Raw genomic sequence first — 23,507 nt, forward strand, 5'->3', positions numbered from 1 at the left:
ATCACGCGTTCGGCAGGTTGCGGGCGAGCGCTTCCAGCACCGCCATGCGCACGGCCACGCCCATCTCCACCTGTTCGCGGATCAGGGATTGCGCGCCGTCGGCGACCGCCGTGTCGATTTCGACGCCGCGGTTCATGGGGCCGGGATGCATCACGAGTGCGTCCGGCTTGGCGTAAGCGAGCTTCTTCTGGTCGAGCCCGAAATAGTTGAAGTACTCGCTGGACGACGGCACGAAGGAGCCGTTCATGCGCTCGCGCTGCAACCGCAGCATCATGACGATGTCGGCACCGTTCAATCCCTCGCGCATGTCGCGCGCGACCTCGACGCCCATCCGCTCGATGCCGGGCGGCAGCAGCGTGGAGGGGCCGACGACGCGGACGCGGGCGCCCATGGTGTTGAGAAGAATGATGTTGGAGCGGGCGACACGCGAATGCAGCACGTCGCCGCAGATCGCGACCACGAGGCCCTCGATGCGGCCCTTGTTGCGGCGGATGGTCAGCGCATCGAGCAGCGCCTGGGTCGGATGCTCGTGGGCGCCGTCGCCGGCATTGATCACGGAACCGTCAACCTTGCGCGCCAGCAGTTCCACCGCGCCGGAGGCGTGATGCCGCATCACGAGGATGTCGGGGTGCATGGCGTTGAGCGTCATCGCGGTGTCGATCAGCGTCTCGCCCTTCTTGATGGACGAGGACGCCACCGACATGTTCATGACGTCGGCGCCCAGGCGCTTGCCGGCGAGCTCGAACGAGGATTGGGTCCGGGTGGAGGCCTCGAAGAAGAGGTTCACTTGCGTCCGTCCCCGCAGGACGGTGCGCTTCTTGTCAACCTGGCGGTTGAGCTCGACATATTCTTCGGACAGGTCGAGGAGGCCGGTGATGTCGGCCGCGGAAAGGCCCTCGATGCCCAGCAAATGCCGGTGGCCGAGGACGAAGGTCGATTTCGATGTCATTAAAACGAGAGCTATAGGCGCGGATGGATGAGGGGGCAAGGGCCAAAGCCGGGGCGGTGAGTTATCCCCTGATCTGTCGCCCACTCGGTCATTCCGGGATGGCGCGCAAGCGCCAGACCCGGAATCTCGAGATTCCGGGTTCGATGCTGCGCATCGCCCCGGAATGACGCCCGAGGACGGGAGGCATCGTGAAGACAATTCTTGCAGCTTTTATATCAATCGTCGTTATCTCGCCCGCCCACGCCCAATCGCTCCCCGGCGGCTTCGTCTATCTGCGCGAGATCGATCCAACCATCATCCAGGACATCCGCTACGCCACGTCGAACAATTTCGTCGGCCGTCCGCTTGCCGGGTACAATGCAGGCGAATGCGTGGTGAAGCAGGAGGTGGGGCTGCGGCTGAAGGCGGTCCAGCAGGACCTCGCCGCGCAAAATCTCTCGCTCAAGATGTTCGACTGCTACCGGCCGGCACGAGCCTCGCTCGACATGGTGAAATGGTCGCAGAACGGTCGCGAGACCGCTGCCGAGCGGCGCTACAATCCCAAAATTCCCAAGACCGAGCTGTTCCGCCTCGGCTACATCGCGAGCCGCTCGCAACATTCGACGGGCGCGGCGCTCGATCTCACGTTGGTCGATCTGAAGGCCGATAATTCCGGCAAGTATGACCCATCAAGAAGCTATGCCGATTGCACCGCGCCGGTCGAAGCGCGCGCTCCCGAAGGCAGCATCGACATGGGCACCGGTTATGACTGCACCGACACAAAAGGCCATACCGCGGCACCGTCGATCACGGCGGAGCAGCGCGCCTGGCGCAAGCGGTTGGTGACTGCGATGGCCCGGCAAGGCTTTGTGAACTATTCGAAGGAGTGGTGGCATTTTTCCCTGCCGGGGGCGGGCGGGGCCGCCTATGATTTCCCGATCCAGCCGCGCCGGAACTGATTCCGCGCCGAGGAAACCTGATGACGCAGCCGAGTTTCGCGACCCACGAGGTCTTCAACCAGTCGCCGCCGTTCGAGGATATCGATCTCTTTACCGTGGACCAGCCGCTGGTCGATGCGGTGAAGGCCAATGGCGGCGCGGCGGCGGAACGCGAGCTGTCCGCGTTCGGCAAGCAATGGGGCTCGGCCGCGATGGCGGATCGCGGGCGGCTCTCGAACGAGAACACGCCGAAGCTGCGCACCTTCGACGCCAAGGGCAATCGCCGCGACCAGGTCGAGTTTCACCCCGCCTATCACGAGCTGATGGCGCACAGCGCTGAGGCCGGCGTGCACAATTCGACCTGGACCGTGAACGGCAAACCTGCGGGCGATGCCGCCGAGGTCATTCGTGCGGCCAAATTCTACATGGCAGCCCAGGTCGAGACCGGTCATCTCTGCCCGATCACGATGACGCGCGCCTCCGTCGGTGCGCTGGCGGTGCAGCCGGATCTGCTCGCGCGCGTGATGCCGGTGCTGTCGACCAAGAGCTACGATTCCAGCTTCGCGCCGTGGTGGCAGAAGCGCGGCATGACGGTCGGCATGGGTATGACCGAGAAGCAGGGCGGCACCGACGTGCGCTCCAACATGACGCGCGCCGTGCGCGACGGCGAGGCCTATCGCATCACCGGCCATAAATGGTTCATGTCGGCGCCGATGTGTGATGCGTTTCTGGTGCTGGCGCAGGCCGAGCAGGGGCTGACCTGTTTCTTCATGCCGCGCTTCGCGCCGGATGGCTCCGTGAATGCGATCCAATTCCAGCGGTTGAAGGACAAGCTCGGCAACCGTTCCAACGCCTCGTCCGAGGTCGAGTTCGCCGGCGCCTATGGCGAACGGGTCGGCGAGGAGGGCAAGGGCATCCGCACCATCATCCAGATGGTGCAATTGACGCGGCAGGATTGCGCGATCGCTTCCGTCGGCCTGATGCGCTCGGGGCTGGCGCATGCGCTGCATCACGCCCGTCACCGCAGCGTGTTCCAGAAACATCTGGCGGACCAGCCCCTGATGCAGGCCGTGCTCTCGGACATGGCGCTGCATGTCGAGGCGAGCACGGCCCTGGTGATGCGGCTCTGCCGCGCCTTCGACCGTACGCCGCACGATGCGGCCGAGGCCGCCTATATGCGGCTGCTGACGCCCGCGATCAAATACTGGACCTGCAAGAGCGCGCCGCCGTTCCTCTATGAGGCCATGGAATGCCTCGGCGGCAATGGCTATGTCGAGGACGGCATTCTGGCGCGGCACTATCGGGAGGCGCCGGTCAACGCGATCTGGGAAGGTTCGGGCAATGTGATGTGCCTCGATGTGCTCCGCGCGCTCTCGCGCGAGCCTGAAGCAGCGGCGGCCGTGCTGCAATCGCTTGCGGCCGAGACCAAGGGCTTGCCTGGAGCGGGCGAGACGATCGCGTTCATCGGCAAGACGTTCCGCCGCGCCGACGGCGAGCGCGTCGCGCGCCTCGCGGTCGAGAAGCTGGCGCTGCTTGCCGCCGCTGCGGCGCTCAACGGCGTCTCCCCGCGCCAGGCCGAACTGTTCGCGAGCACGCGGCTCGCCGCCAGCCACGCCAGCATGTACGGCGCCGTGGAGCTGGAGAGCGGCGACGCGCGCGCGCTGCTGGATCGAGCGCTGCCGTGAGTGGGCGCGGTCTCTCCACAGCGTCATGGCCGGGCCTGCCCCGGCCAGCCACGTCTTGCTGCTCGGCACGAAGAGCGCGGATGCCCGGGCCTTCGCCTCGCCGAAGCGGCTTCGGCCGCGCAGGCGGGACAAGCCCGGGCATGACGACCTCTCGATAGCTTGCACTTCCCAACGAAGGCCTCCTGATGGACTCCCTCAATCCCGACCATCCGCCGCTGACCGTGACGCCGGCGACGCCCCGCGTCTGGATGTTCTGGGGCACCGCGCTGTGGGGCCTTTTCATCTTCGTCGCGATGTTCATCGGGCAGATCGGCGCGATCGTTCTGCTGGCGGCCTTGCGCGGCCTGCCGATGGACCTCGCCTCGATCCAGGCGGTCGGCCACGAGCCTCAGGCGCTGGCGCTGTCGGTCATCATGGGCCTGCCGGCGACGCTCTTGTCGGTGTGGCTCGCTATTGCCATCAAGAGGGCGTCCTTCGTCGACTACCTCGCACTGCATTGGCCGTCCTGGAAGCAGCTCCTGTTTGGTGCAGTCGGCCTCATCCTGATCGTGCTGGTCTGGGAGACGATGTCGCGCGCGCTCGGCCGCGAGGCGACGCCGGGCTTCATGACCGATCTGTTGAAATCGGGCCGCGACAAGGGCGCAGCGCTCATGCTGCTGGTTGCGTTCGCGGTGGCGGCGCCGATGTCGGAAGAGGTGTTGGCGCGCGGCTTCCTCTATCGCGGCTGGTCGGCGAGCTTCCTGCGCATGCCCGGCGCGATCCTGCTGTCGTCGCTGGTCTGGACGGTCGTCCACCTGCAATACGACATGTACTTCCTCGCCGAGGTCTTCACCATCGGCCTGTGGTTCGGCTACATGCGCTATCGCGCGGGTTCGCTCTGGCTCACCATCATCCTGCACGCGCTGAACAATCTCACCGCAGTGGTGCTGACGATGTGGCTGGGGAGCTAGGCCACCAGCGCGATCGCGATTGGCATCGTGATCGCCGCCAAGATCGTCTGCAGCGTGATGATCTGCGCCAGCAGCGGCGCGTCGCCGCCCATCTGGCGTGCCAGGACGTAGGCGCTCGACGAGGTCGGCACCGCGGAGCAGATCGCCACGATCGCCAGGCTCTCGCCCGAGAGCCCGAACCAGACGGCGAGAGCGAGGGCAATCGCCGGCATCAGCACCAGCTTGAAGACGACGCCGATCGCAGCACCAGCGCTCGGACGCAGCAGGCCTTCGAGATGCAGGCCGGCGCCGGTGACGAGCAGGCCGATCGCGAGCGAGGAGCGGCCGAGCGCGTCCGCCACCTCGTGCCAGAGCTTTGGCAGCGGCAGGTGGGTGACATTGACGAAGAGTCCGATCGCGCAAGCCCAGATCAGGGGATTGCGGATCACGGTCATGACGATGGTGCGCGCCGACTGCTTCTCGGGCGCGGCGTAATGGGCGAGCACCGCGACGCTGAATACGTTGACGAGCGGAATGATGGCAACCATCGCCACCGAGGCGAGCGCCAGCCCGACATCGCCGAACATGTTGGCGCAGACCGACAGGGCCACGAAGGTCTGCCAGCGCGTCGCGCCCTGGAAGATCGAGCTGAAGGCGGGGCCGTCGATGCCGAGCCGCGCCAGGGCAGGCCGGAGCGCGAGGCACAGCAGCGACATCGCCAGCGCCGACAGCAGCAGCGCGCCGCCGACGCCGGCCACCGGCACCTTGGAGAGGTCGGCCTTCACCAGCGTCTGGATCAGCAGCATCGGGAACAGCACGAAATAGGTCAGCCGTTCCAGCCCGTGCCATTGCGTGTCGAGCCGCATCAGGCTGCGCTTCAGGACGACGCCGAGCACGATGAGGATGAAGACCGGCAGCAGTGCCGCGATCACGACGGCCATCGGTCAGGCGGTCCCTGGATCGAGATTGGCGAGACGATCCAGCGCGCCTTGCAGGATAAAGATGGCGGCATGCTCGTCGATCACCTCGGCGCGCTTGGCGCGGCTGACGTCCATCCCGATCAGCTCGCGCTCGACCGCCGCGGTCGACAGGCGTTCGTCCCACAGGCCGATGGGGAGGGCGGTCAGCCCGGCAAGATTGCGGGCGAAGGCACGGGTGGATTGTGCGCGCGGACCTTCGCTGCCGTCCATGTTGATGGGCAGGCCAAGCACGAAGCCGACCACTTTTCGCTCGGCGGCGAGCGCGAGCAGCCGCGCCGCGTCCTGCTTGAACGCCTTGCGCTGGATCGTCTCGACGCCGGTCGCGAGCCGGCGGTCCGGATTGGACACGGCAACGCCGATCGTTTTGGTGCCGAGGTCGAGACCGATCAGCCCACCGCGCGCGGGCCAGTGGGTTGCAGCATCGATGAGGGGCAGGATAAGAGCCGGCATGGCCTAGCGCATATCACGCGTCGCGCCGCGGAGTGAACCCGGAACCATGGATGCGTTGACATTATTCGGCCTGTTCGCCGTCACGGCGATGCTGGTCACCTATGCGTTGGAAGACCGCAGCCATTGGTTTGTCCTGCTGTTCGCCGCGTCCTGCGCGCTCGGCTCGGCCTACGGCTTTCTCCAGGGCGCCTGGCCGTTCGGCCTGGTCGAAGCGATCTGGGCCGTCGTGGCGCTGCGGCGGTGGCAGCGGAAGCCGTAGACCGTCCGGCGGCGGATGGCTTCGTGCGCGAAATGATGACGCACACCTGCATCGATCAATTGTGGGAAATCTCACATGGGTGAAGGCGCAAGCATGACATGATGCCGGCGATTGACGCTCTGGTTGCAGCGCGGCAAATTTATAAGTCTAAAGTAGTGCGGGGCGCGTGCCCTCAATTTCCAGAGCGTTTGGCGGCCGGCAATCCAGCCCGTGCCGAAACCTTGGCGCAGTTTTTCAGGCGCCGATCACGTCCAATATTCGTCCAGTCCATTTTTGAGAGGTCATGATGCTCATCAAGCCAAGCCTGATCGCGGGCTCAGAAAGGCGATTCAAGCAAGCCGAGTTCTCACCCGATGCCTTGAACCGGAAACTGGGCGACGGTCCGATCGAGATGACCGTCGATAAGATGCGCCTGCGCCAGCGCCAGCTGCTGGCCGAGACGCAGGACGTGGAGAAGGCCGAAATCGGCCTGGAGCGGATCATTCAGGGCAATGATCTCGACAGCATCAATTACCTCGCCAAGGGGACGGCCGCTTCGCGCTCGGTGTGCCGCATCCAGCTCAGGGATCCCAAGTCGAACCTGCTCGGCTATGGCTCGGGCTTTCTGATCGGACCGAACCTGCTCATGACCAACCATCATGTGTTCGGCAAGCCGGCCGAGGCCGCCAATTCGATCGCCGATTTCAACTACGAGCTCGACATCTCCGGGCAGGAGCGCGTGCCCGTGCGGTTCGGCTTTGAGCCGGGCAAGTTCTTCTACACCAACGACAGGCTGGATTTTTCCATCGTCGCGGTGGCGCCGACTTCGCTATCGGGCGGGGAGGATCTCGAGGACTTCGGATGGCTGCCGCTCAGCGGCGCGCCCGGCAAGGCGGACCCCGGCGAATATCTCACCATCATCCAGCATCCCAGCGGGCAGATGAAGCAGGTCTGCGTCCGCGAGAACAAGCTGCTCAAATATGTCGGCGACTTCCTCTGGTACAACACCGACACGACGGCGGGATCGTCGGGCTCGCCGGCGTTCAACAGGTTCTGGCAGGTCGTCGCGCTGCATCACAGCGGCGTTCCCCACAAGGACGCGCAGGGCCGCACTTTGACCAAGGACGGCAAGGTGTGGAAGCCGTCGATGGATGAGGCCCTGATCGACTGGATCGCCAATGAAGGCATCCGGATCAGCGCCATCGTCGCCGACCTCAAGGTTGCCGTCGGCTCGCATCCCATGATCAAGCCGGTACTTGATGAGGAGGAGCCGCCGACCCGGCACGAGATCGAGAAGGTCCGCGCGCCGGCGACGGCGCCGATGTTCGGAGCCAATATCTGGGTCGAGCAGTCGCTGGACGGCACCTCGCTGGTGGTCCCGATCCGCGTGCCGCTGCCGATGCTCAGGAAGGACATTCCATTCGCTCCGCTGCCGCCCGTGCCGGGCCCGGCAGGAGGCAACGGCGGGGCGCCGAATGGCGGCATACCCAGCGGCGGCACGCCGCTGATCCCGCCGCCGGCCGGCCTGCTGCCGCACATCAGCGTCAACAACGGCCTGCCCATGGAGGCCGTGCACATCGATCAGAGCACGCTGAAATCGCGTCCCGGTTACAAGGCGAATTTCCTCGGCACCGGCAAGTTCTCGGTGCCGCTGCCGAAGATTCCGGCCGCTCAGAAGTCCCTGATCGCGACGCTCAAGGGCAGCTCCAAGCAATCCGAGCTGAAATATTTCAACTACAGCGTCGTGATGAACAAGGAGCGCCGGCTCGCCTTCTTCAGCTGTGTCAACATCGACGGTGGACAGCAGCAGGACGTCGGCAAGCGCGAAGGCGATTCCTGGCTGCGCGATCCGCGCATCGACGACGATGCCCAGATCGGTGACGAGTTCTACCGCAAGCAAGCCACCCTCGAGGCGGACCGCAGCAAGAATCCGTTCGACCGCGGTCATCTGGTGCGCCGGCTCGATGCGACCTGGGGCGACACCGTCGCCGCCGCCAAGCAGCATGGTGACGATTCCTTCCACTTCACCAACTGCTCGCCGCAGTTCTTCTCGTTCAACCAGGGCAAGCAGCTCTGGGCAGGCCTGGAGGACTACACGCGTGACGTCCTGCTCGAAGGCGAGGAGAAGGGCATCGTCATGAACGGTCCGGTGTTCGACGGGCCGGACGCCGATGGCTCCGATCTGCCCAATCCGGCTGGCCGGCCGCACAAGGATCCGAGCTTCGGCGGCGTCCAGATCCCGAAATATTTCTGGAAGATCCTGATCCAGCGCAACGAGGATGACGACGCGCTCAAGGCGGCGGCCTTCCTGATGAGCCAGCGGAAGCTGATCATGGACATCGATCGCATCCAGGAGGTGGATCTGCGCGAGAAGATGTCGGAGGAGGACGTCAGCGTCTTCCAGGTCTCGATCGCGGACCTTGCGAAATTGACCAAGCTCGATTTCGGCAATCTGGGCGAATCGGATTCGCACGAGGCGACTTCGGTCGGCCCGCGGCGGATCGAGTCCTACGAGGACATCCGGCTGTAGATCACGCTGAGACCGATCGAGAGGACGTCACCGCGTCAGGCCGCGATGACGTCCTCCTCGGGCTTGAGGCAAGCGGCAAAGCCGCTCAGCGCGCTGGTTTGATGGCCGGCGCGACGCTGGATGAAGAGCGTCTCGACGCGCGCATGCGCAGCGCTCAGCGTGTGGATCGAGACGCTGCCGTTCATCGCGCTGCGTTCGACGACCGCGCGCGGCAGCAACGTCACGCCCATGTCGGCGGCGACGCAGCCGATCATGCCGTCGAGCGTGCCGAGCTCGAAGCGCGCGGCGGAAGGCCAGCCGAAATCGACGAAGACCTGTTCGAGCCGTTGGCGGTAGGTGCAGCCGGTGCGGAACACCAGCGCGGTCGGGCCGGATTCCGGCGTGCCTGCGCGCAGCTCGGCGAGCGAGGCCCAGCGCCGCGCGCTGACCAGGACCAGCTCCTCGCGGAAGGCGCTCGTCGCCATGAGATCGACATGCGCGATCGGACCCGCGACGAAGGCGCCGTCGAGCGCGCCGTCGAGCACGGCGGCGACGAGGTCGGCCGTAGTGGCGGTGCGCAAGGAGAGCCGCACGGCGGGAAAGCGGCGATGGAAGTCGGCGAGCAGCGGCGGCAGCCGCACCGCCGCGGTCGTTTCCATCGAGCCGATCGCGAGCGGTCCCTTCGGCTCGCCATCGTCGCGCGCTGCCAGCACGGCTTCGCGCGAGAGCGCGGCCATCCGTTGCGCGTAAGGCAACAGGCGCTTGCCGGCACCTGTCAGCGTCATGCCGCGGCTATGGCGCTCGAACAGCGGCGTGCCGATCTCCGCCTCCAGCGTCTTCACGCGCTGGGTGACGTTGGACTGCACGGTATTCAGCTCCTCCGCGGCGCGGGTGATGCCGCCGGTGCGAGCAACGGCGGCAAAGGTCTGGAGATCGCTGAGTTCCATGGCCCGTTTCTCTTTTGAGATGGCAGCGTTCTGTAGAATTCAATTTTGAAGAATGTTATTCGCGCCTAATCTTCCTGTCCAGAGTGGGGGGATTCATGCCGATTGCCACGCCGCTGACGGAGTTGCTCGGGATCAGGCATCCGATCTTGTCGGCTCCTATGGACACGATTGCGGGCAGCCGGCTGACGCGCGCTGTCAGCGAGGCCGGCGGATTCGGCATCCTGGGTGGCGGATACGGTGACCGCGACCGGCTTGCGACGGAGGCCGCGGAGCTGAAAGGCTTTGTGCCGTTCGGCATAGGCTTCATTACCTGGAGCCTGGCACGACAACCCGAGCTGCTCGACATCGCGCTCGACGCCCGCCCACACGCCATCATGCTGTCATTCGGCGATCCCGCGCCATTCGCGCCGCGCATCAAGGCGGCTGGCGTGCGACTGATCTGCCAGGTGCAGAGCGAGGACATGGCGAGGCAGGCGCTCGATGCCGGCGCGGAGATCCTGATCGCGCAGGGCACCGAAGCCGGCGGCCACGGCGCATCGCGCACCACGGTCGACATCGTGCCTGCGATCGTCGATCTCGCGGCCGGACGTGTGCCGGTGGTCGCGGCCGGCGGGATTGCCGACGGCCGGGGCCTCGCCGCAATGATGATGCTGGGCGCATCCGGCGTGCTGATCGGCACCCGCTTCTATGCGAGCGTGGAGGCCAACGGCGCGCGCGAGGCCAAGGAGCGCATTCGCGCGGCCGACGGCAATGACACGGTGCGCGGCGTCATCTTCGACTGGTCGCGCAGCCTGTTCTGGCCGGCGCCCTTCACCGCGCGTTCGCTGGTCAACGACCACATCAGGCGCTGGACCGGCCGTGAGATCGAGCTCATGCAGCGCGCGAGCGAGGTCGCCGTCGATTATGCTGCGGCGAAGGCCGCGGGCAATTTCGAGGTCGCTGCGGTCTTTGCCGGCGAGGCGGTCGGCCTGATTCATGATATTCCGCCCGCAGCCGAGATCGTCGAGCGGATTGCGGTTGAAGCCGAGCAGCTTCTTGCCGGGCGGCGCAACTCCATTGCGTCCGTCGCCTGAACCTAGAGAGAACAACCATGTGGCCTGACCGTCGACTGATGAACCTCTTCAAGACCGAATTCCCGATCGTGCTGGCGCCGATGGCCGGTGTGATGGATGCGGAGCTGGTGATTGCGGCGGCGCAGGGCGGGGCGCTCGGCTCGCTGCCTTGCGCGATGATCTCGGCGGACAAGGCGCGCGAGCAGGTCGGCCTGATCCGCCAGCACGTGAAGGCGCCGGTCAACCTGAACTTCTTCTGCCACACTCCGGTCGATCTGACGGCCGAGGCCGACGCGCGCTGGAAGCAGCGGCTTGCGGGCTATTACACCGAGCATGGTCTCGATCCCTCGGCGCCGATCGCGGCCGCGAACCGCGCGCCGTTCGATGCGGCCTTCTGCGAGGTCGTCGAGGAGCTGAAGCCGGAAGTCGTCAGCTTCCATTTCGGCCTGCCCGAGCAGGCGCTGCTCAAGCGGGTAAAGGCAGCCGGTTGCCTCGTGATCTCGTCGGCGACGACGGTGAAGGAGGCGGTCTGGCTCGAACAGCGCGGCGTCGATGCCGTGATCGCGCAAGGCGCGGAGGCGGGCGGCCACCGCGGCATGTTCCTGACCGACAAAATCTCGGAGCAGCCCGGCACCTTCGCGCTGGTGCCGCAGGTCGTCGATGCGGTGAAGGTGCCGGTGATCGCCTGCGGCGGAATTGCCGACGGACGCGGCATTGCCGCGGCCTTTGCTCTCGGCGCCTCCGGCGTGCAGATCGGCAGCGCCTATCTGCGCTGTCCGGAGTCCAAGGTCAGCGCGGGCGGCCGCAAGGCGCTTGCCGAGGCGGGTGACGATTCCACCGTCATCACCAATGTCATGACCGGCCGTCCCGCGCGCGGGGTCCAGAACCGCCTGATGCGCGAGGCCGGCCCGGTCTCGCCGGATGCGCCGCCCTTTCCCCATGCTGCGACGGCGCTGGGACCGCTGAAGGCGGCCGCCGAGAAGCAGGGCAGGGTGGATTTCACCAATCTCTGGGCTGGACAGGCCATCGCGCTGGGCCGTGAGGTCCCCGCGGCCGAATTGACCCGGGATCTCGCCAAATCGGCGCTGGCCCGCATGAAAGCGCTGGCCGGATAGGCCAGCTACGCCGGTTGCGGCGCAAAACCGGGCTCTGCTATACGGCACATAGGTTTTGCCGTGAGAGGCCTTATATAATGTCCGTCGACGCCGCTACCGTCCGCCGCATCGCGCATCTGGCGCGCATCGCGGTTTCCGAGGGCGAGGTTCCGCATCTGCAGGGCGAGCTCAACGCCATGCTCGCCTTCGTCGAGCAGCTTTCGGAGGTCAATGTCGCGGGCGTGGAGCCCATGACCTCGGTCACCCCGATGCAGATGAAGAAGCGGCAGGATGTGGTCGACGACGGCGAGATCGCCGACGATATCGTTGCCAACGCGCCCGCGACCGAAGGGCACTTCTTCCTGGTGCCGAAGGTCGTGGAATAATTTTTAGGACGTGGTCCGATGTGTCTGCTTTGCGACGACGAGAAGGCCTATCAGGCCTACATGAATTACCTCGACAAGATGGAGCGGCAGGGCAAGGCTGCCGACCCCAATGTCGCCGTCAATGCCGTGCTCGACGAGATCGAGGCCGCCGCGAATGCGGCCGCCAAGAAAGACGACCCGGCCAACGACAAGACCCTGTCTCCGTTCTTCTGCAGCCCGATCAATAAATGACCGATTTGACATCGCTGACGCTCGCCGAGGCCCGCAAGGGTCTCGCCGACAAGACTTTCACGTCCCTCGAGCTGACCGACGCGCATCTGTCCGCGATCGAAGCCGCGCGCGTGCTCAATGCCTTCGTGATGGAGACGCCGGACCAGGCGCGCGCCATGGCGCGCGAGGCCGACGCCAAGATCGCCAAGGGCGAGGTGGGGCCGCTCGCCGGCATCCCGCTCGGCATCAAGGACCTGTTCGCGACCAAGGGCGTGCGCACCACGGCGTGCTCGAAGATCCTCGGCAATTTCGTGCCGACCTACGAGTCCACCGTGACCTCGCAGCTGTGGCGCGACGGCGCGGTGATGCTCGGCAAGCTCAACAATGACGAGTTCGCGATGGGCTCGGCCAACGAGACATCGTGCTTCGGTCCCGTCGGCAATCCCTGGCGGCGCGAGGGCAGCAACACCACGCTGGTGCCGGGCGGCTCGTCCGGCGGCTCGGCCTCGGCCGTCGCGGCACTGCTGTGCATGGGCGCGACCGCGACCGACACCGGCGGCTCGATCCGCCAGCCGGCGGCGTTCACCGCGACCGTCGGCATCAAGCCGACCTATGGCCGCTGCTCGCGCTGGGGCATCGTCGCCTTTGCCTCCTCGCTCGATCAGGCAGGGCCGATCGCGCGCACCACGCGCGATGCCGCCATGCTGCTGCGCTCGATGGCCGGCCATGATCCGAAGGACACCACCTCGGTCGACATTCCCGTTCCGGATTACGAAGCCGCCATCGGCAAGTCCGTGAAGGGCATGAAGATCGGCATCCCCAAGGAGTATCGTCTCGACGGCATGCCGGCCGAGATCGAGAAACTGTGGAGTGAGGGCGCGGCGTGGCTGAAGGCGGCCGGTGCCGAGCTCGTCGAAGTGTCGCTGCCGCACACCAAGTACGCGTTGCCGGCCTATTACATCGTGGCGCCGGCGGAGGCCTCGTCGAACCTCGCGCGCTATGACGGCGTGCGCTACGGCCTGCGCGAGCAGGGCAAGAACATCAACGAGCTCTACGAGAATACCCGCGCCGAAGGGTTTGGCGCGGAGGTGCGCCGCCGCGTCATGATCGGCACCTATGTGCTCTCGGCCGGCTATTACGACGCCTATTATCTGCGCGCGCAGAAAGTGCGCACGCTGATCAAGAAGGATTTTGAGGATTGCTTCGCGAAGGGCATCGACGCGATCCTCACGCCGGCGACACCGTCGGCGGCCTTCGGCATCGGCGAGAAGGGCGGCGCCGATCCCGTCGAGATGTATCTCAACGATATCTTCACGGTGACCGTGAACATGGCGGGCCTGCCGGGCATCGCGGTGCCTGCCGGCAAGGACGCGCAAGGTCTGCCGCTCGGCCTGCAACTGATCGGCCGTCCCTTCGACGAGGAGACGCTGTTCTCGCTCGGCGAGGTGATCGAGCAGGCGGCCGGCCGCTTCACGCCCGCGAGGTGGTGGTGAATGTCGCCGATTTCATCGCCAGCCTCGACGGCGCTGCGCCTGCGCCGGACCTGAACGCGCCGCTCGCCGGCCTCTGGTGGGCCGCGAAAGGCGACTGGGACCAGGCGCACAGGATCGTTCAGGACGATAGCAGCCACGACGCCGCCTGGGTGCATGCCTATCTGCACCGCGTCGAAGGCGATCTCGGCAACGCCGGCTACTGGTACCGCCAGGCCGGCCAACCGGCTGCAAAGGATTCATTGGAAGCAGAGTGGCGGCGGATCGCTGCCACGATGCTCGGGAGCAAGACATGAGCACGGCCACGCACAAGCTTCTCAAGGGCGCCACCGGTGAGTGGGAGATGGTCATCGGCATGGAGATCCATGCTCAGGTGACGTCGAAGTCGAAACTGTTCTCCGGCGCGTCCACGGCGTTCGGCGGCGAGCCGAACAGCCAGGTCTCCCTCGTCGACGCGGCGATGCCCGGCATGCTGCCCGTCATCAACGAGGAATGCGTCAGACAGGCTGTCCGGACGGGGCTCGGTCTCAACGCGCAGATCAACCTGCGCTCGGTGTTCGACCGGAAGAACTATTTCTATCCGGATCTGCCGCAGGGCTACCAGATCAGCCAGTACAAATCGCCTGTCGTGGGTGAGGGCGAGGTGATCGTCGATCTCGACGGCGGCAAGACGGTCACCATCGGTATCGAGCGGCTGCATCTGGAGCAGGATCCCGGCAAGATGCTGCACGACCGGTCTCCGTCGCTGTCCTACATCGATTTCAACCGCTGTGGCGTGGCGCTGATGGAGATTGTCTCGAAACCGGACATCCGCGACGCCGAGCAGGCCAAGGCCTACGTGACCAAGCTGCGCTCGATCATGCGCTACCTCGGCACCTGTGACGGTGACATGGAGAAGGGATCCTTGCGCGCCGACGTCAACGTGTCCGTGCGCAGGCCCGGGGCGCCGCTCGGCACCCGCTGCGAGATCAAGAACATGAACTCGATCACCTTCATCGGCCAGGCGATCGAGTATGAAGCACGGCGCCAGATCGAGATACTGGAGGATGGTGGCCAGATCGAGCAGGAGACCCGTCGGTTCGATCCCAACAAGGGCGAGACGCGCTCGATGCGGTCCAAGGAAGAGGCGCATGACTACCGCTACTTCCCCGATCCCGACCTCTTGCCGCTCGAGTTCAGCCAGGCGTTCGTCGACGAGCTGAAGGCGAAGCTGCCGGAGCTGCCGGACCAGAAGAAGACGCGCTTCGTCGCCGATCTCGGCCTGTCGGCCTATGATGCGAGCGTGCTCGTCGCCGAGCGCGAGAGCGCGGTGTTCTACGAGACCGTGCTCGACCGGCTCGACAACCGCGCGCGCGACGGCAAGATGGCGGCGAACTGGGTGATCAACGAGCTGTTCGGCCGTCTCAACAAGGAGGGCCGGGATATTACGGGCTCTCCGGTGAGCGCCGAGCAGCTCTCCGGCATCGTCGACCTGATCGGCGAGGGCACGATCTCGGGCAAGATCGCCAAGGACCTGTTCGAAATCGTCTGGCAGGAGGGCGGCGACCCCCGCGCGCTGGTCGAAAGCCGCGGCATGAAGCAGGTGACGGATCTTTCGGCGATCGAAAAGGTTGTCGACGACATCATCGCAGCCAATCCCGACAAGGCTGCGCAGGTGAAGGACAAGCCGCAGTCGCTCGGCTGGTTCGTCGGCCAGGTGATGAAGGCATCCGGCGGCAAGGCGAACCCTCAGAGCGTCAACGACCTGCTCAAGTCCAAGCTCGGCGTCTGACATCACGCGCTCGAACGAGGTGACGGACGCGCTTCGTCACCTCGTCTCGGTTCTCGACGCGACGTTCGCGCGCATCGTCGGCGACAAACTTCATCCCGCTGAGGTCACCACGAGCGAGCGAATCGCAGTGGTGCGATTCGCTCGAAACGGCGACTTGCACGCGCTCCGACGAGCGCTTCCGCCGTTAAGCATGAAAATAATTTCGTTGCCAAAACTCGCGACTCAGAGTCCGCGACTCGCCTTCGTGCGGCGGTCGAACACTGTGCATCGTGCTTCATCGCACCGACCATGCGTAATGCATGCGCGCAGAATAACACTTGCTGCATAGAGTTTTTTGAAATCGCCGCGCTCGCCGACGTCGCTGCCGCGAGAAGCAAATGCAATCGCAGACGCGTGTCTCCGCGCGTCCGCAAATCAAGCGCGGCTGGCGCACGCGCACTGCGTCGTCAACACTTCCTTAAGTGAGAAGATGTTTTTTTCGTCGTGTTGGTGTATTCGGGATTGGTGTGCAATCGATCCGCGACTGCATGCAGCGATTAAAGCCATCTCACACATCGGAGGGCAACATGGCCAAGAAAGCGAAGAAGGCGAAGAAGGCGAAGAGCGCAGTGAAGAAGACTGCGAAGAAGACCCGCAAGGTCGCGAAGAAGAAGAAGTAACTTCGACTTCTGAAGTTGCCGGCTCCTAGCAGCCGGCACGTCATCAGCGTCTCCTTGAGGTTCTGATCGACGATAGAGGGTGTCGGCGAGACATCAGGTCAACGGTCGGATCGTTCTCTTGACGGTCCGGCAGAAGAAACGAGTTTTCTTCGTTCGGTGCGGTTCTCCTTGCGGGGCTCCGCAATTTCACAAGCGGCCCTCGGGCCACCGTGGAATCTGGTCCTGACGTGTTCGCCGACGCCCTCGTTCTCTTGAGGCCGGGGTATTGCCGGCATTCCCTTTCCCGACATTGCTGATCTGACGCGCGACGCAGTTTGTGCTGCTTTGCTCGAACTGCCTTGGGCAGGTTGGGGCTGTGGCTTGATTGCGTGCTGTGCGCGCGCCGCTTCCCCATTCCCGGTGTCATCGCCCGGCTCCGACCGGGCGATCCAGTAATCCGAGACGGCAGTGATTGAATCGATAAGCTGCGGCGTACTGGATTTCCCGCCGGAGCCTGTCATCGGGCTCGCCAAAGGCGAGACCCGGTGGCGGGGAATGACAGGATGGGCGCAGCCACGACCTCGATCCGCCCCACACAACGTAACCACATGACACGCGCCACCGCGCGCGATGGTTATCGTTCTCCCAAAATCCTGCGGTAAACAGAATCTGACGAACTGAGGAAGTACCTGCAAATCAGGGATTTTTTGAAATCCGGGCGCAGGCTGCGCGCAGGTGCGTTTACGTCTGCTTCATCGCGATACTTAAACTGCCATTCAAATTTGCCCGCCATCATCGCCTCCAACAAGCCGGCAAACGGCAATGGGCACGAAGCCCTGGGGATGAGTTGAACAGTGCGCGATCCGGGGAAGGGTCATGCACATCAGAATTGGACGGGAGCCGCGCTCGGGGGAACGAGGCGGCAAAAGAAAAAAGGGGATGCGTTATGTTTCAGGGTACTTTCGATCTGGAGACCGCAACGCCGATCGACGCGAGCGCGCTGTCGGACGTGCTGTTCGAGCGCGGCATCTATTGGGCGAGCGGCCGCTCCGGCCTCGTCGATCTCGTCGCCGCGCATAAGTGGTTCAACCTCGCCGCGCTGAAGGGCCGCAAGGACGCCGTGGCGCTGCGTCAGGAAGTGGCCTGCCAGATGTCGGATGCCGAGATCTCGGTCGCGCAGCGCGAGGCGAGGGCGTGGGTTTCCACTCATTGACCCCCGAAGCGCATCCACACCCGTGTTCGCACGGGTGGGCCTGGTTGCGCTGAATCAAGTTTCTTTGTCGTGCCGCCACTTAGACCCGAGCGGCATGAGCGCCCCCGACACGAATGGACGATGGCTGCCGATTCAGATCGCTCCTGACGAGTGCGATTTGGAACTCGGGCGTCTCCACAAGACGGGGATTCTGCCGTGGTCCTTTCCGTGCCGGCGCAGGTCCGGCGTCTGGTTCAACGTCTGGGCCGACGAGGCCGTGCTGATCTCGCCCTCGCATTGGCGGGTCTGGCGGTTCCACCGCTGAGACGCACACATATATAAGGACGGGCGCGAATCGCACGCGCCGCGCCGATCCTTGCGCCAGGCTTTCGCAACAGCCGCGCCGTAGCTTTCAGGGGAAAGAACCCGCAGATCTCGATTGATTCTGCTGCTGGGTGGCGGAGAGGGAGGGATTCGAACCCTCGATACAGCTTGAGACCGTATGACGCTTTAGCAAAGCGTTGCCTTCAGCCACTCGGCCACCTCTCCGGTGCGAGCCTTATGCATCTAATTGCTTGGACCGGTCAATTTGGAAGCGCGTGTTTTCGCTCGAATATTCCCAGCGATTTTCGAAATCGGAACGGTTTGCTCCCGGGCGCCGTCCCAATAGAGCCTTTCATATAGAGTCGTCGTCGCCTGGTGCGGTCGGAAGGCAGGGCCTCCGATAGGCAGTCGAGCGGCCGGCCCGCCAGTGTTGGCGTTTCGCCCTCCGAGTCCCGGCCTGATTCTACGATTCGAACCTCCTCAGCGTCGCAACTGCGGGACGCGAGGTCGGGCCCGCCTCAGGTGAGGAGTTTTGGCGGCAAATGGAACCGTCGGAAAAACGATAACAAAAACAATATGTTGTAAGGGCGTTGCGATCACATCTGCGTGTTATTTGTGCAACACCCGTTGGAAAACAAGCTTCATCGGCCCGTTTCGGAGCGTTCTGTTGTTGTGTGTGCAAGGACGTTCGGTAATTGTGACTGAGCGACGGAGGGGGGCATCCCGAGGTCGTCCCGTTTAGGTCATTCGCTTAAGTCCCTCGCGTTCATGCGGGTGTGTCCGAAGGCGCGAAGGGGGCCAAGGCGGTGATTTAGAGGGGGTTGGGGAATTGGCCGTCCGGTCAGTGACCTTCCCTGAAGAGCAACTTGGAGGTTTAACATGAAGTTGGTTAAGAGCCTTTTGCTCGGCTCAGCGGCGGGTCTGATCGCCGTGGGCGGAGCTCAAGCAGCCGATCTGCCCGTGAAGGCCAAGGCGGTCGAATACGTCAAGATCTGCTCGCTGTACGGCGCGGGTTTCTACTACATCCCGGGCACCGACACCTGCATCAAGCTGGGTGGTTATCTGCGCGCTGAAGTCGCGCTGAACACCAACTCGGACTTCAGCGGCCAGCTCACGTCGAACAACGGCGCGCGCAACCGTCTGACGAACTACTACACCATGCGCGCTCGTGAAGATCTCAACATCGACACGCGCACCGCGACCGAGTACGGCGTCGTCCGTACCTTCTTCGACGGCGTGTTCTCCTGGACCACCGGCAACTACGCCGGCACGGGCAGCGCGACCGGCACCACTGCCTACAGCAGCACGCTGGCGCTCAACACCTCCGGCACACCGGCTCTGGTTGGTTCGGCGGTCAACGGCACCGACGGCGCGACCTCGGGCGGCTCGCTCGGCGTGTACTACGCCTTCATCCAGTTCGCTGGCTTCACGATGGGTAAGGCCGTGTCGCAGTTCGACGCGCCCTGGACCAACTATCCCGGCAACAACTTCGACAGCCTCGTCGGTGGTTCGGGCACGGTCACTGGTGTCAACCAGTTCACCTACACCGCTGACTTCGGTCAGGGCGTGACGGCGTCGTTCTCGGCTGAAGACGCGACGGCCTACTACCAGGCCGGCAACCTGAACATGACCGGCGCGACTGCGGCCGGCATGATCGGCGGCTCCTATGGCTCCAACGCCATCGGTGGCTCGCGTTCGCCGAACCTCGTCGGTATGGTTCGTGTCGACCAGGCTTGGGGTCTCTTCCAGGCGTCGGTCGCTGCGCATGACAACCACGTTGCCTACTACGGCGCCACCGAGCCGACCGGTCATCCGGACGACAAGTGGGGCTGGGCTGTTCAGCTCGCTCTGTCGATCAAGAACATCCCGACCGGCGCGGGTGACGTGATCAACATCCAGGGCGTCTACACCGACGGCGCGTCCCGCTACAACTTCCAGAACCTGTCGGGCGGCAGCTACTCGATGTTCGGCAGCGCGAGCAACGGGTCGTATCAGAGCGTCGGCTTCGCCATCGCTCCGGACACCGTGTTCACCACGGGCAGCCAGCAGGAGACTGTGAAGACCTGGGGCTTCCGTGGTGCTTACACGCACAACTGGGATCCCTACTGGAACACTGCGATCTACGGTGCCTACGCTCAGGCGCAGTTCGGTTCGCAGGCCAAGACCGCGCTCTGCGGCGCGACCGGTACTGGCGGCGTGTTCGGCGGCCTCGCCGGTGTCACGGCTTGTAACCCTGACTTCGCGATCGCCCAGCTCGGTCTGATCACCCGTTGGACCCCGGTCAAGAACCTGACCTTCTCGGCCGACGTCAACTGGACCCACCTCGACCAGAAGTACTCGGGCGACGTTGCCTACGTTGGTGCCGGCACGACGGCCAAGCCGGCCGCTGTGTACCAGCTGAAGGATCAGGACACCATCACCCTGCTCCTCCGCGCTCAGCGCAACTGGTAAGCTCGGTCTAACGACCTGATCTAGAGAGCCCCGGCGAGAAATCGCCGGGGTTTTTCTTTTGGTCGCGAGGCGGGTGGTCCTGACCAAGGGGAGGGAGAGGGCTCGCGCCCTTCGCTACGAAAAAGGCCGCCCATCGGGGCGGCCTTTCGCGTCGTGAATTGAACCGCCCTTATTTCAGGTCCAGGGCCCGGCAGTAATAGGAGCTCTCGACGCTGGTCCAGCCGCGCTCCATCCTGTTGCTTTGGCACTCGAAGAAGCTCTTGAAACCGAGGACGTTTCGGCAGTTCTGGACTGCGGCACCGGACAGGGAGCATCCGACCCACGGACCGCTGCCTGAACCGCTGCCTGTCTGGGCCGCGACTTTGATCGGGGCGGCGTTCAACGGAACGATCGACATGGAGACGAGAGCAAGCACCGACATCGTCAACGTCTTCATCGCTATCCTCCTTTTCTTGTTGTCCGGGTGGGCAAAGGCGACCCGGACGGAGGATAGCAGCACGCGTGACGAACGTCTCGTTCAATCCAGAGATGTGTCGTCGGAATTGCGCGCGCTCGGCCCAAGGACGGCCCAAGGACAGTCCAAGGCCGGCTCAAGATCGGCCTGAGATGGCCCAGGCGAAGAGGGCGCTATTCCACGCTGCCGGCGCCGCGGCGCAAATCGGCTTCGATCTGCAAGCGGGTGCCGCCGCCGAAGCGGGCGCGATAGACCTGCAGGTTCTCCATGATCCGCTGCACGTAATTGCGCGTCTCCGAGAACGGAATCAGCTCGACCCAATCGACCGCGTCGACCTTGGGATCGCGCGGATCGCCGTAGCGCTCGATCCACTTCTTCACGCTACCGCGACCGGCATTGTAAGCGGCAAAGGTCATGATGTAGGAGCCGCGGTAATCCTCGAGCAGTCCGCCGAGCTCGGCCGAGCCGAGCGTGGCGTTGTAGACCGAATCGTTCTTCAATCGGCCGAGGTCGTAGGTCGCGCCGTGCCGCTTGCAAACATAGCGCGCGGCGTCCGGCGTCACCTGCATCAGACCGTAAGCCTGTGCCGGCGAGACCACCGCCGGGTTGAACGCGCTTTCCTGCCGGGCGATCGCGTAGACGATGCTGCGCTCGACCTCGGGGCCGATCGGCGTGAACTGCGGAATGCCGTTGACGGGATAGGCGTAGAAGTCGAAGGGCAAGCCGCGGTTGAGCGCGGCCTTGCCGAGCAGCAGCATGCCGCGCGCGTCGTTGTAGCGCTGGGTAAGCTCGCCGAGGCCGGCAAGCGCCTCGGGATCGCCGTTCTCGCCCATGTCGGCCAGCAGCGGGATCGCCATCTCGCGTTCGTCGAGCTCGTAGAGCAGATGCGCGGCACGCACGATCTCGAGCCGTTCGGCGCCGCGGCCGCGCGGCTGGCTGTTGAGCTCGATCTGCGGCAGGCCGAGTTTGGCGCGCGCCAGCTGGCCGTAATAGCTGGTCGATTGCTCGGCGGCGCGCGCATAGGCGTTACGCGCTTCCTGCTGGCGGCCCATGGCTTCCGCGGCGCGGCCCTGCCAATAGCCGGCGCGCGCCAGCGCGGTCGGATTGACGCTGCCGACGCCGATGCGGGCAAAATGCTGGCTGGCGGCCGCGGGATCGTTGAGGAAGCGCAGCGCGATCCAACCGGCGGTGAACTCCTGCTCGGTCTTGTAGATGTCGCGCGAGGGCAGCGCGGCGTCGCGCGCGATCAGATAGGCGCTGCGGAATTCCTCGGTGTCGATCATCTTGCGCGCCAGCAGGCGCCGCTCGATCCACCATTCGTCGAGATTATGGAGGCGGCCCGGATCCTTCGGCGCGGACAGCATCAGCTGCGCCGCTTCCGCGAACTTCTCCTCGCGGCGCAGCAGCTGGATCTTGCTGAAGATGAAGCCGGGATCGCTGTGCAGCTCGCGCGGCACGGCATCCAGCAGCGCGCGCGCGTTGGGCGCCTTCTTGACGGCGGCGATGCGGGCCTTGGCCAGCGCGACGTAGCCGGCGCCGAGGCGCTTCGCGGCGCGCATCGCGGCCTCGTTCTCGCTGCCGTAGAGCAGGGTGTCCATCCGCGCCTTCTGGTCGCCGGCCGTCAGCAGCGCGCCGAACTGGTCGAGCGCGTTGTTCTCGGTGTCCTCCGACATCGGATCGCTGCGCCAGGCCTCGCGCACCAGCCGCTCGGCGTTGGCGCGATCGCCGCGCGCCAGCATCGCCCTGGCGAGCGTGAAGCGGCCCTTGGCGGAGATCGGCGACTCGCTCTCGAACCACGACCACGCCACGGACTCGTCGCGCCTGTCGTCCCACATCGCAGCTTCGAGGCGCCGGCGCAGGAAGGTCTGCGACGGCCAGCTCGGATTGGCGGACAGGAAGGCGCGGTAGCGCTCCACGGTCGCGCCATTGTCCTCGCTGCGCAGGATGATCCATTCCGCGAGTTTTCGCGCAACCGGATCGGAGATGCCGGCCGCGGCATTGGTGGCGTCAGCCCCCTTGCGCTTGCGTACCAGCTCGATGACGCTCTCCAGGGTCTCCTTGTCGCCCTGCGGCGTCGATGACGTCGCTGCCACCGCGGCCGGGACGACCGGCTTGCGCGGCGCGGCATGCTGGCGGGTTGCCGGCGCCAGCACGGGGGCCGCGACAGCGCGCGGGGCAGGGGCGGAAGGTCTGACGGTCGCCGTCGCGGCCGGCGCGGGGGCCGATTTTGGTGGCGAACTGCTGGCCGTCGGGTGTGATTTCGGCGCAGGCGCCGCCGCGGCAGGCTTGGGCTTGTCATTCGCGGCGTCTTTGCCGGCGCTCTTGCCCGCATCCTTACCGGTATCCTTGCCGCTATCCTTGGCCGGCTTCTTCGCGGCGTCCTTGGCGGGGGCTGCCGTTGTGCCCTTGCTCGCGCCCTTGGTTGCGTCCTTGGTTGCGTCCTTGGAGGTTCCCTTGCTGGCTCCCGTGCCGGCTCCCTTGGACGAACCTTTCGCTGCGTCCTTGGCGCTGGGCTTCGCCGTGTCCTTGGCGGTCTCCGCGGTCGTCTCATTGGACTTGGCCAGAACGGCGCTGCCAACCGACAGCCCTGCCATCAGGGACAGGACGAGGCCAGTGGATCGCCAGGCGGCACGAGGGAATGAGGTCACGGGTTTCGTCGCCCCGAATCAGTCAAGTGGCTCAAGATCTAGCTGTATTTGATTGAATATGCGGACAAAATACCAACAGCCGCTTACCTCGGGCCGATTTGCACCACCACCGCGGCAAAATCGCGGCCTAAACGGTGCGTCACCGGGCTGCGGGCCTTTTACCGGCGGGGTAGACCCGATATGAAAGGGGCTT

At 65.0% G+C, this 23,507-nt stretch carries 20 protein-coding genes and 1 tRNA gene; 14 read left to right on the plus strand and 7 right to left on the minus strand.

The window, feature by feature from the left end; all coding sequences use genetic code 11:
* Position 1: 1 nt before the first annotated feature.
* Positions 2–949, minus strand: a complete 948-nt coding sequence (locus CO669_RS28000) for an aspartate carbamoyltransferase catalytic subunit (RefSeq protein ID WP_097663180.1) — start codon at positions 947–949, stop codon at positions 2–4.
* 188 nt (positions 950–1,137) lie between these two features.
* Here CO669_RS28000 and CO669_RS28005 point away from each other — a divergent pair, with 188 nt between their 5' ends.
* The 3 genes from CO669_RS28005 to CO669_RS28015 all read left to right on the plus strand — a co-directional run bounded on the left by CO669_RS28005 (position 1,138) and on the right by CO669_RS28015 (position 4,501).
* Positions 1,138–1,887, plus strand: a complete 750-nt coding sequence (locus CO669_RS28005; protein ID WP_502694523.1) for a M15 family metallopeptidase — start codon at positions 1,138–1,140, stop codon at positions 1,885–1,887.
* Positions 1,888–1,907: 20 nt separating this feature from the next.
* Positions 1,908–3,551: an isovaleryl-CoA dehydrogenase gene (locus CO669_RS28010; RefSeq protein ID WP_097663181.1), complete on the plus strand. Its 1,644-nt coding sequence runs from the start codon at positions 1,908–1,910 to the stop codon at positions 3,549–3,551.
* 185 nt (positions 3,552–3,736) lie between these two features.
* Positions 3,737–4,501 carry a CPBP family intramembrane glutamic endopeptidase gene (locus tag CO669_RS28015; RefSeq protein ID WP_097663182.1) on the plus strand — a complete coding sequence of 255 codons (765 nt, stop codon included), beginning with the start codon at positions 3,737–3,739 and terminating at the stop codon, positions 4,499–4,501.
* On the opposite strand, the gene CO669_RS28020 is transcribed toward CO669_RS28015, so the two are convergent.
* Together CO669_RS28020 and ruvX are read right to left on the minus strand one after the other, a co-directional pair.
* Positions 4,498–5,421 (minus strand): AEC family transporter, encoded by a 924-nt coding sequence (locus tag CO669_RS28020; RefSeq protein WP_097663183.1) that lies wholly within the window; start codon positions 5,419–5,421, stop codon positions 4,498–4,500. The genes CO669_RS28015 and CO669_RS28020 overlap by 4 nt on opposite strands.
* Before the next feature lie 3 nt (positions 5,422–5,424).
* A complete protein-coding gene (gene ruvX, locus CO669_RS28025) occupies positions 5,425–5,910 on the minus strand; it encodes a Holliday junction resolvase RuvX (protein ID WP_097663184.1) in 486 nt (161 codons plus the stop codon).
* A gap of 46 nt (positions 5,911–5,956) precedes the next feature.
* On the opposite strand from ruvX, the gene CO669_RS28030 reads away from it, so the two are divergent.
* Together CO669_RS28030 and CO669_RS28035 are read left to right on the plus strand one after the other, a co-directional pair.
* Positions 5,957–6,169, plus strand: coding sequence for a hypothetical protein (locus tag CO669_RS28030; RefSeq protein ID WP_097663185.1), 213 nt, complete (start codon positions 5,957–5,959; stop codon positions 6,167–6,169).
* 391 nt (positions 6,170–6,560) lie between these two features.
* A complete protein-coding gene (locus CO669_RS28035; RefSeq protein WP_158228803.1) occupies positions 6,561–8,678 on the plus strand; it encodes a DNA/RNA non-specific endonuclease in 2,118 nt (705 codons plus the stop codon).
* 35 nt (positions 8,679–8,713) lie between these two features.
* Here CO669_RS28035 and CO669_RS28040 read toward each other — a convergent pair whose 3' ends face one another.
* Positions 8,714–9,604, minus strand: coding sequence for a LysR family transcriptional regulator (locus CO669_RS28040; protein ID WP_097663187.1), 891 nt, complete (start codon positions 9,602–9,604; stop codon positions 8,714–8,716).
* A gap of 95 nt (positions 9,605–9,699) precedes the next feature.
* Between CO669_RS28040 and CO669_RS28045 the strand changes: the two genes are divergently transcribed.
* From CO669_RS28045 to CO669_RS28085, 8 genes are all read left to right on the plus strand, one after another.
* Positions 9,700–10,677 carry an NAD(P)H-dependent flavin oxidoreductase gene (locus CO669_RS28045; protein ID WP_097663188.1) on the plus strand — a complete coding sequence of 326 codons (978 nt, stop codon included), beginning with the start codon at positions 9,700–9,702 and terminating at the stop codon, positions 10,675–10,677.
* 17 nt (positions 10,678–10,694) lie between these two features.
* Positions 10,695–11,771 (plus strand): NAD(P)H-dependent flavin oxidoreductase, encoded by a 1,077-nt coding sequence (locus CO669_RS28050; protein WP_097663189.1) that lies wholly within the window; start codon positions 10,695–10,697, stop codon positions 11,769–11,771.
* A 77-nt stretch (positions 11,772–11,848) separates the two neighbouring features.
* Positions 11,849–12,136, plus strand: a complete 288-nt coding sequence (gene gatC, locus CO669_RS28055) for an Asp-tRNA(Asn)/Glu-tRNA(Gln) amidotransferase subunit GatC (RefSeq protein ID WP_097663190.1) — start codon at positions 11,849–11,851, stop codon at positions 12,134–12,136.
* 18 nt (positions 12,137–12,154) lie between these two features.
* Positions 12,155–12,367 (plus strand): hypothetical protein, encoded by a 213-nt coding sequence (locus CO669_RS28060; RefSeq protein ID WP_018321091.1) that lies wholly within the window; start codon positions 12,155–12,157, stop codon positions 12,365–12,367.
* The gene (gene gatA / locus CO669_RS28065; RefSeq protein ID WP_097663191.1) at positions 12,364–13,839 is read left to right on the plus strand and encodes an Asp-tRNA(Asn)/Glu-tRNA(Gln) amidotransferase subunit GatA; all 1,476 of its coding nucleotides are present in this window, start codon (positions 12,364–12,366) and stop codon (positions 13,837–13,839) included. Before CO669_RS28060 ends, gatA begins: the two co-directional genes overlap by 4 nt.
* Entirely contained in the window at positions 13,830–14,132 is a 303-nt protein-coding gene (locus CO669_RS28070) for a hypothetical protein (protein ID WP_097663192.1), read from the plus strand. Before gatA ends, CO669_RS28070 begins: the two co-directional genes overlap by 10 nt.
* The gene (gene gatB / locus CO669_RS28075; protein ID WP_097663193.1) at positions 14,129–15,607 is read left to right on the plus strand and encodes an Asp-tRNA(Asn)/Glu-tRNA(Gln) amidotransferase subunit GatB; all 1,479 of its coding nucleotides are present in this window, start codon (positions 14,129–14,131) and stop codon (positions 15,605–15,607) included. The genes CO669_RS28070 and gatB overlap by 4 nt, the downstream gene beginning before the upstream one ends.
* 1,584 nt (positions 15,608–17,191) lie before the next feature.
* Positions 17,192–17,458 carry a hypothetical protein gene (locus tag CO669_RS28085; protein ID WP_097663195.1) on the plus strand — a complete coding sequence of 89 codons (267 nt, stop codon included), beginning with the start codon at positions 17,192–17,194 and terminating at the stop codon, positions 17,456–17,458.
* Positions 17,459–17,893: 435 nt separating this feature from the next.
* On the opposite strand, the gene CO669_RS28095 is transcribed toward CO669_RS28085, so the two are convergent.
* A tRNA-Ser gene (locus tag CO669_RS28095) sits at positions 17,894–17,986 on the minus strand.
* Positions 17,987–18,640: 654 nt separating this feature from the next.
* On the opposite strand from CO669_RS28095, the gene CO669_RS28105 reads away from it, so the two are divergent.
* Positions 18,641–20,212 carry a porin gene (locus CO669_RS28105; RefSeq protein WP_097663197.1) on the plus strand — a complete coding sequence of 524 codons (1,572 nt, stop codon included), beginning with the start codon at positions 18,641–18,643 and terminating at the stop codon, positions 20,210–20,212.
* A gap of 169 nt (positions 20,213–20,381) precedes the next feature.
* On the opposite strand, the gene CO669_RS28110 is transcribed toward CO669_RS28105, so the two are convergent.
* On the minus strand, positions 20,382–20,648 hold the full coding sequence (locus tag CO669_RS28110; RefSeq protein WP_143278752.1) for a hypothetical protein: 267 nt from the start codon (positions 20,646–20,648) through the stop codon (positions 20,382–20,384).
* A 191-nt stretch (positions 20,649–20,839) separates the two neighbouring features.
* Complete coding sequence (locus CO669_RS28115; RefSeq protein WP_198964309.1) at positions 20,840–23,260, minus strand: lytic transglycosylase domain-containing protein; 2,421 nt, start codon at positions 23,258–23,260, stop codon at positions 20,840–20,842.
* Between the last annotated feature and the right edge of the window lie 247 nt (positions 23,261–23,507).

The organism is Bradyrhizobium sp. Y36 (genome assembly GCF_002531575.1).
Lineage (GTDB): Bacteria > Pseudomonadota > Alphaproteobacteria > Rhizobiales > Xanthobacteraceae > Bradyrhizobium.

Coding starts and splice junctions, on each gene's coding strand:
- CO669_RS28000 (WP_097663180.1), bottom strand. CDS start 949: ATGACATCGAAATCGACCTTCGTCCTCGGCCACCGGCATTTGCTGGGC.
- CO669_RS28010 (WP_097663181.1), top strand. CDS start 1,908: ATGACGCAGCCGAGTTTCGCGACCCACGAGGTCTTCAACCAGTCGCCG.
- CO669_RS28015 (WP_097663182.1), top strand. CDS start 3,737: ATGGACTCCCTCAATCCCGACCATCCGCCGCTGACCGTGACGCCGGCG.
- CO669_RS28020 (WP_097663183.1), bottom strand. CDS start 5,421: ATGGCCGTCGTGATCGCGGCACTGCTGCCGGTCTTCATCCTCATCGTG.
- ruvX (WP_097663184.1), bottom strand. CDS start 5,910: ATGCCGGCTCTTATCCTGCCCCTCATCGATGCTGCAACCCACTGGCCC.
- CO669_RS28030 (WP_097663185.1), top strand. CDS start 5,957: ATGGATGCGTTGACATTATTCGGCCTGTTCGCCGTCACGGCGATGCTG.
- CO669_RS28035 (WP_158228803.1), top strand. CDS start 6,561: ATGACCGTCGATAAGATGCGCCTGCGCCAGCGCCAGCTGCTGGCCGAG.
- CO669_RS28040 (WP_097663187.1), bottom strand. CDS start 9,604: ATGGAACTCAGCGATCTCCAGACCTTTGCCGCCGTTGCTCGCACCGGC.
- CO669_RS28045 (WP_097663188.1), top strand. CDS start 9,700: ATGCCGATTGCCACGCCGCTGACGGAGTTGCTCGGGATCAGGCATCCG.
- CO669_RS28050 (WP_097663189.1), top strand. CDS start 10,695: ATGTGGCCTGACCGTCGACTGATGAACCTCTTCAAGACCGAATTCCCG.
- gatC (WP_097663190.1), top strand. CDS start 11,849: ATGTCCGTCGACGCCGCTACCGTCCGCCGCATCGCGCATCTGGCGCGC.
- CO669_RS28060 (WP_018321091.1), top strand. CDS start 12,155: ATGTGTCTGCTTTGCGACGACGAGAAGGCCTATCAGGCCTACATGAAT.
- gatA (WP_097663191.1), top strand. CDS start 12,364: ATGACCGATTTGACATCGCTGACGCTCGCCGAGGCCCGCAAGGGTCTC.
- gatB (WP_097663193.1), top strand. CDS start 14,129: ATGAGCACGGCCACGCACAAGCTTCTCAAGGGCGCCACCGGTGAGTGG.
- CO669_RS28085 (WP_097663195.1), top strand. CDS start 17,192: ATGTTTCAGGGTACTTTCGATCTGGAGACCGCAACGCCGATCGACGCG.
- CO669_RS28105 (WP_097663197.1), top strand. CDS start 18,641: ATGAAGTTGGTTAAGAGCCTTTTGCTCGGCTCAGCGGCGGGTCTGATC.
- CO669_RS28110 (WP_143278752.1), bottom strand. CDS start 20,648: ATGAAGACGTTGACGATGTCGGTGCTTGCTCTCGTCTCCATGTCGATC.
- CO669_RS28115 (WP_198964309.1), bottom strand. CDS start 23,260: ATGGCAGGGCTGTCGGTTGGCAGCGCCGTTCTGGCCAAGTCCAATGAG.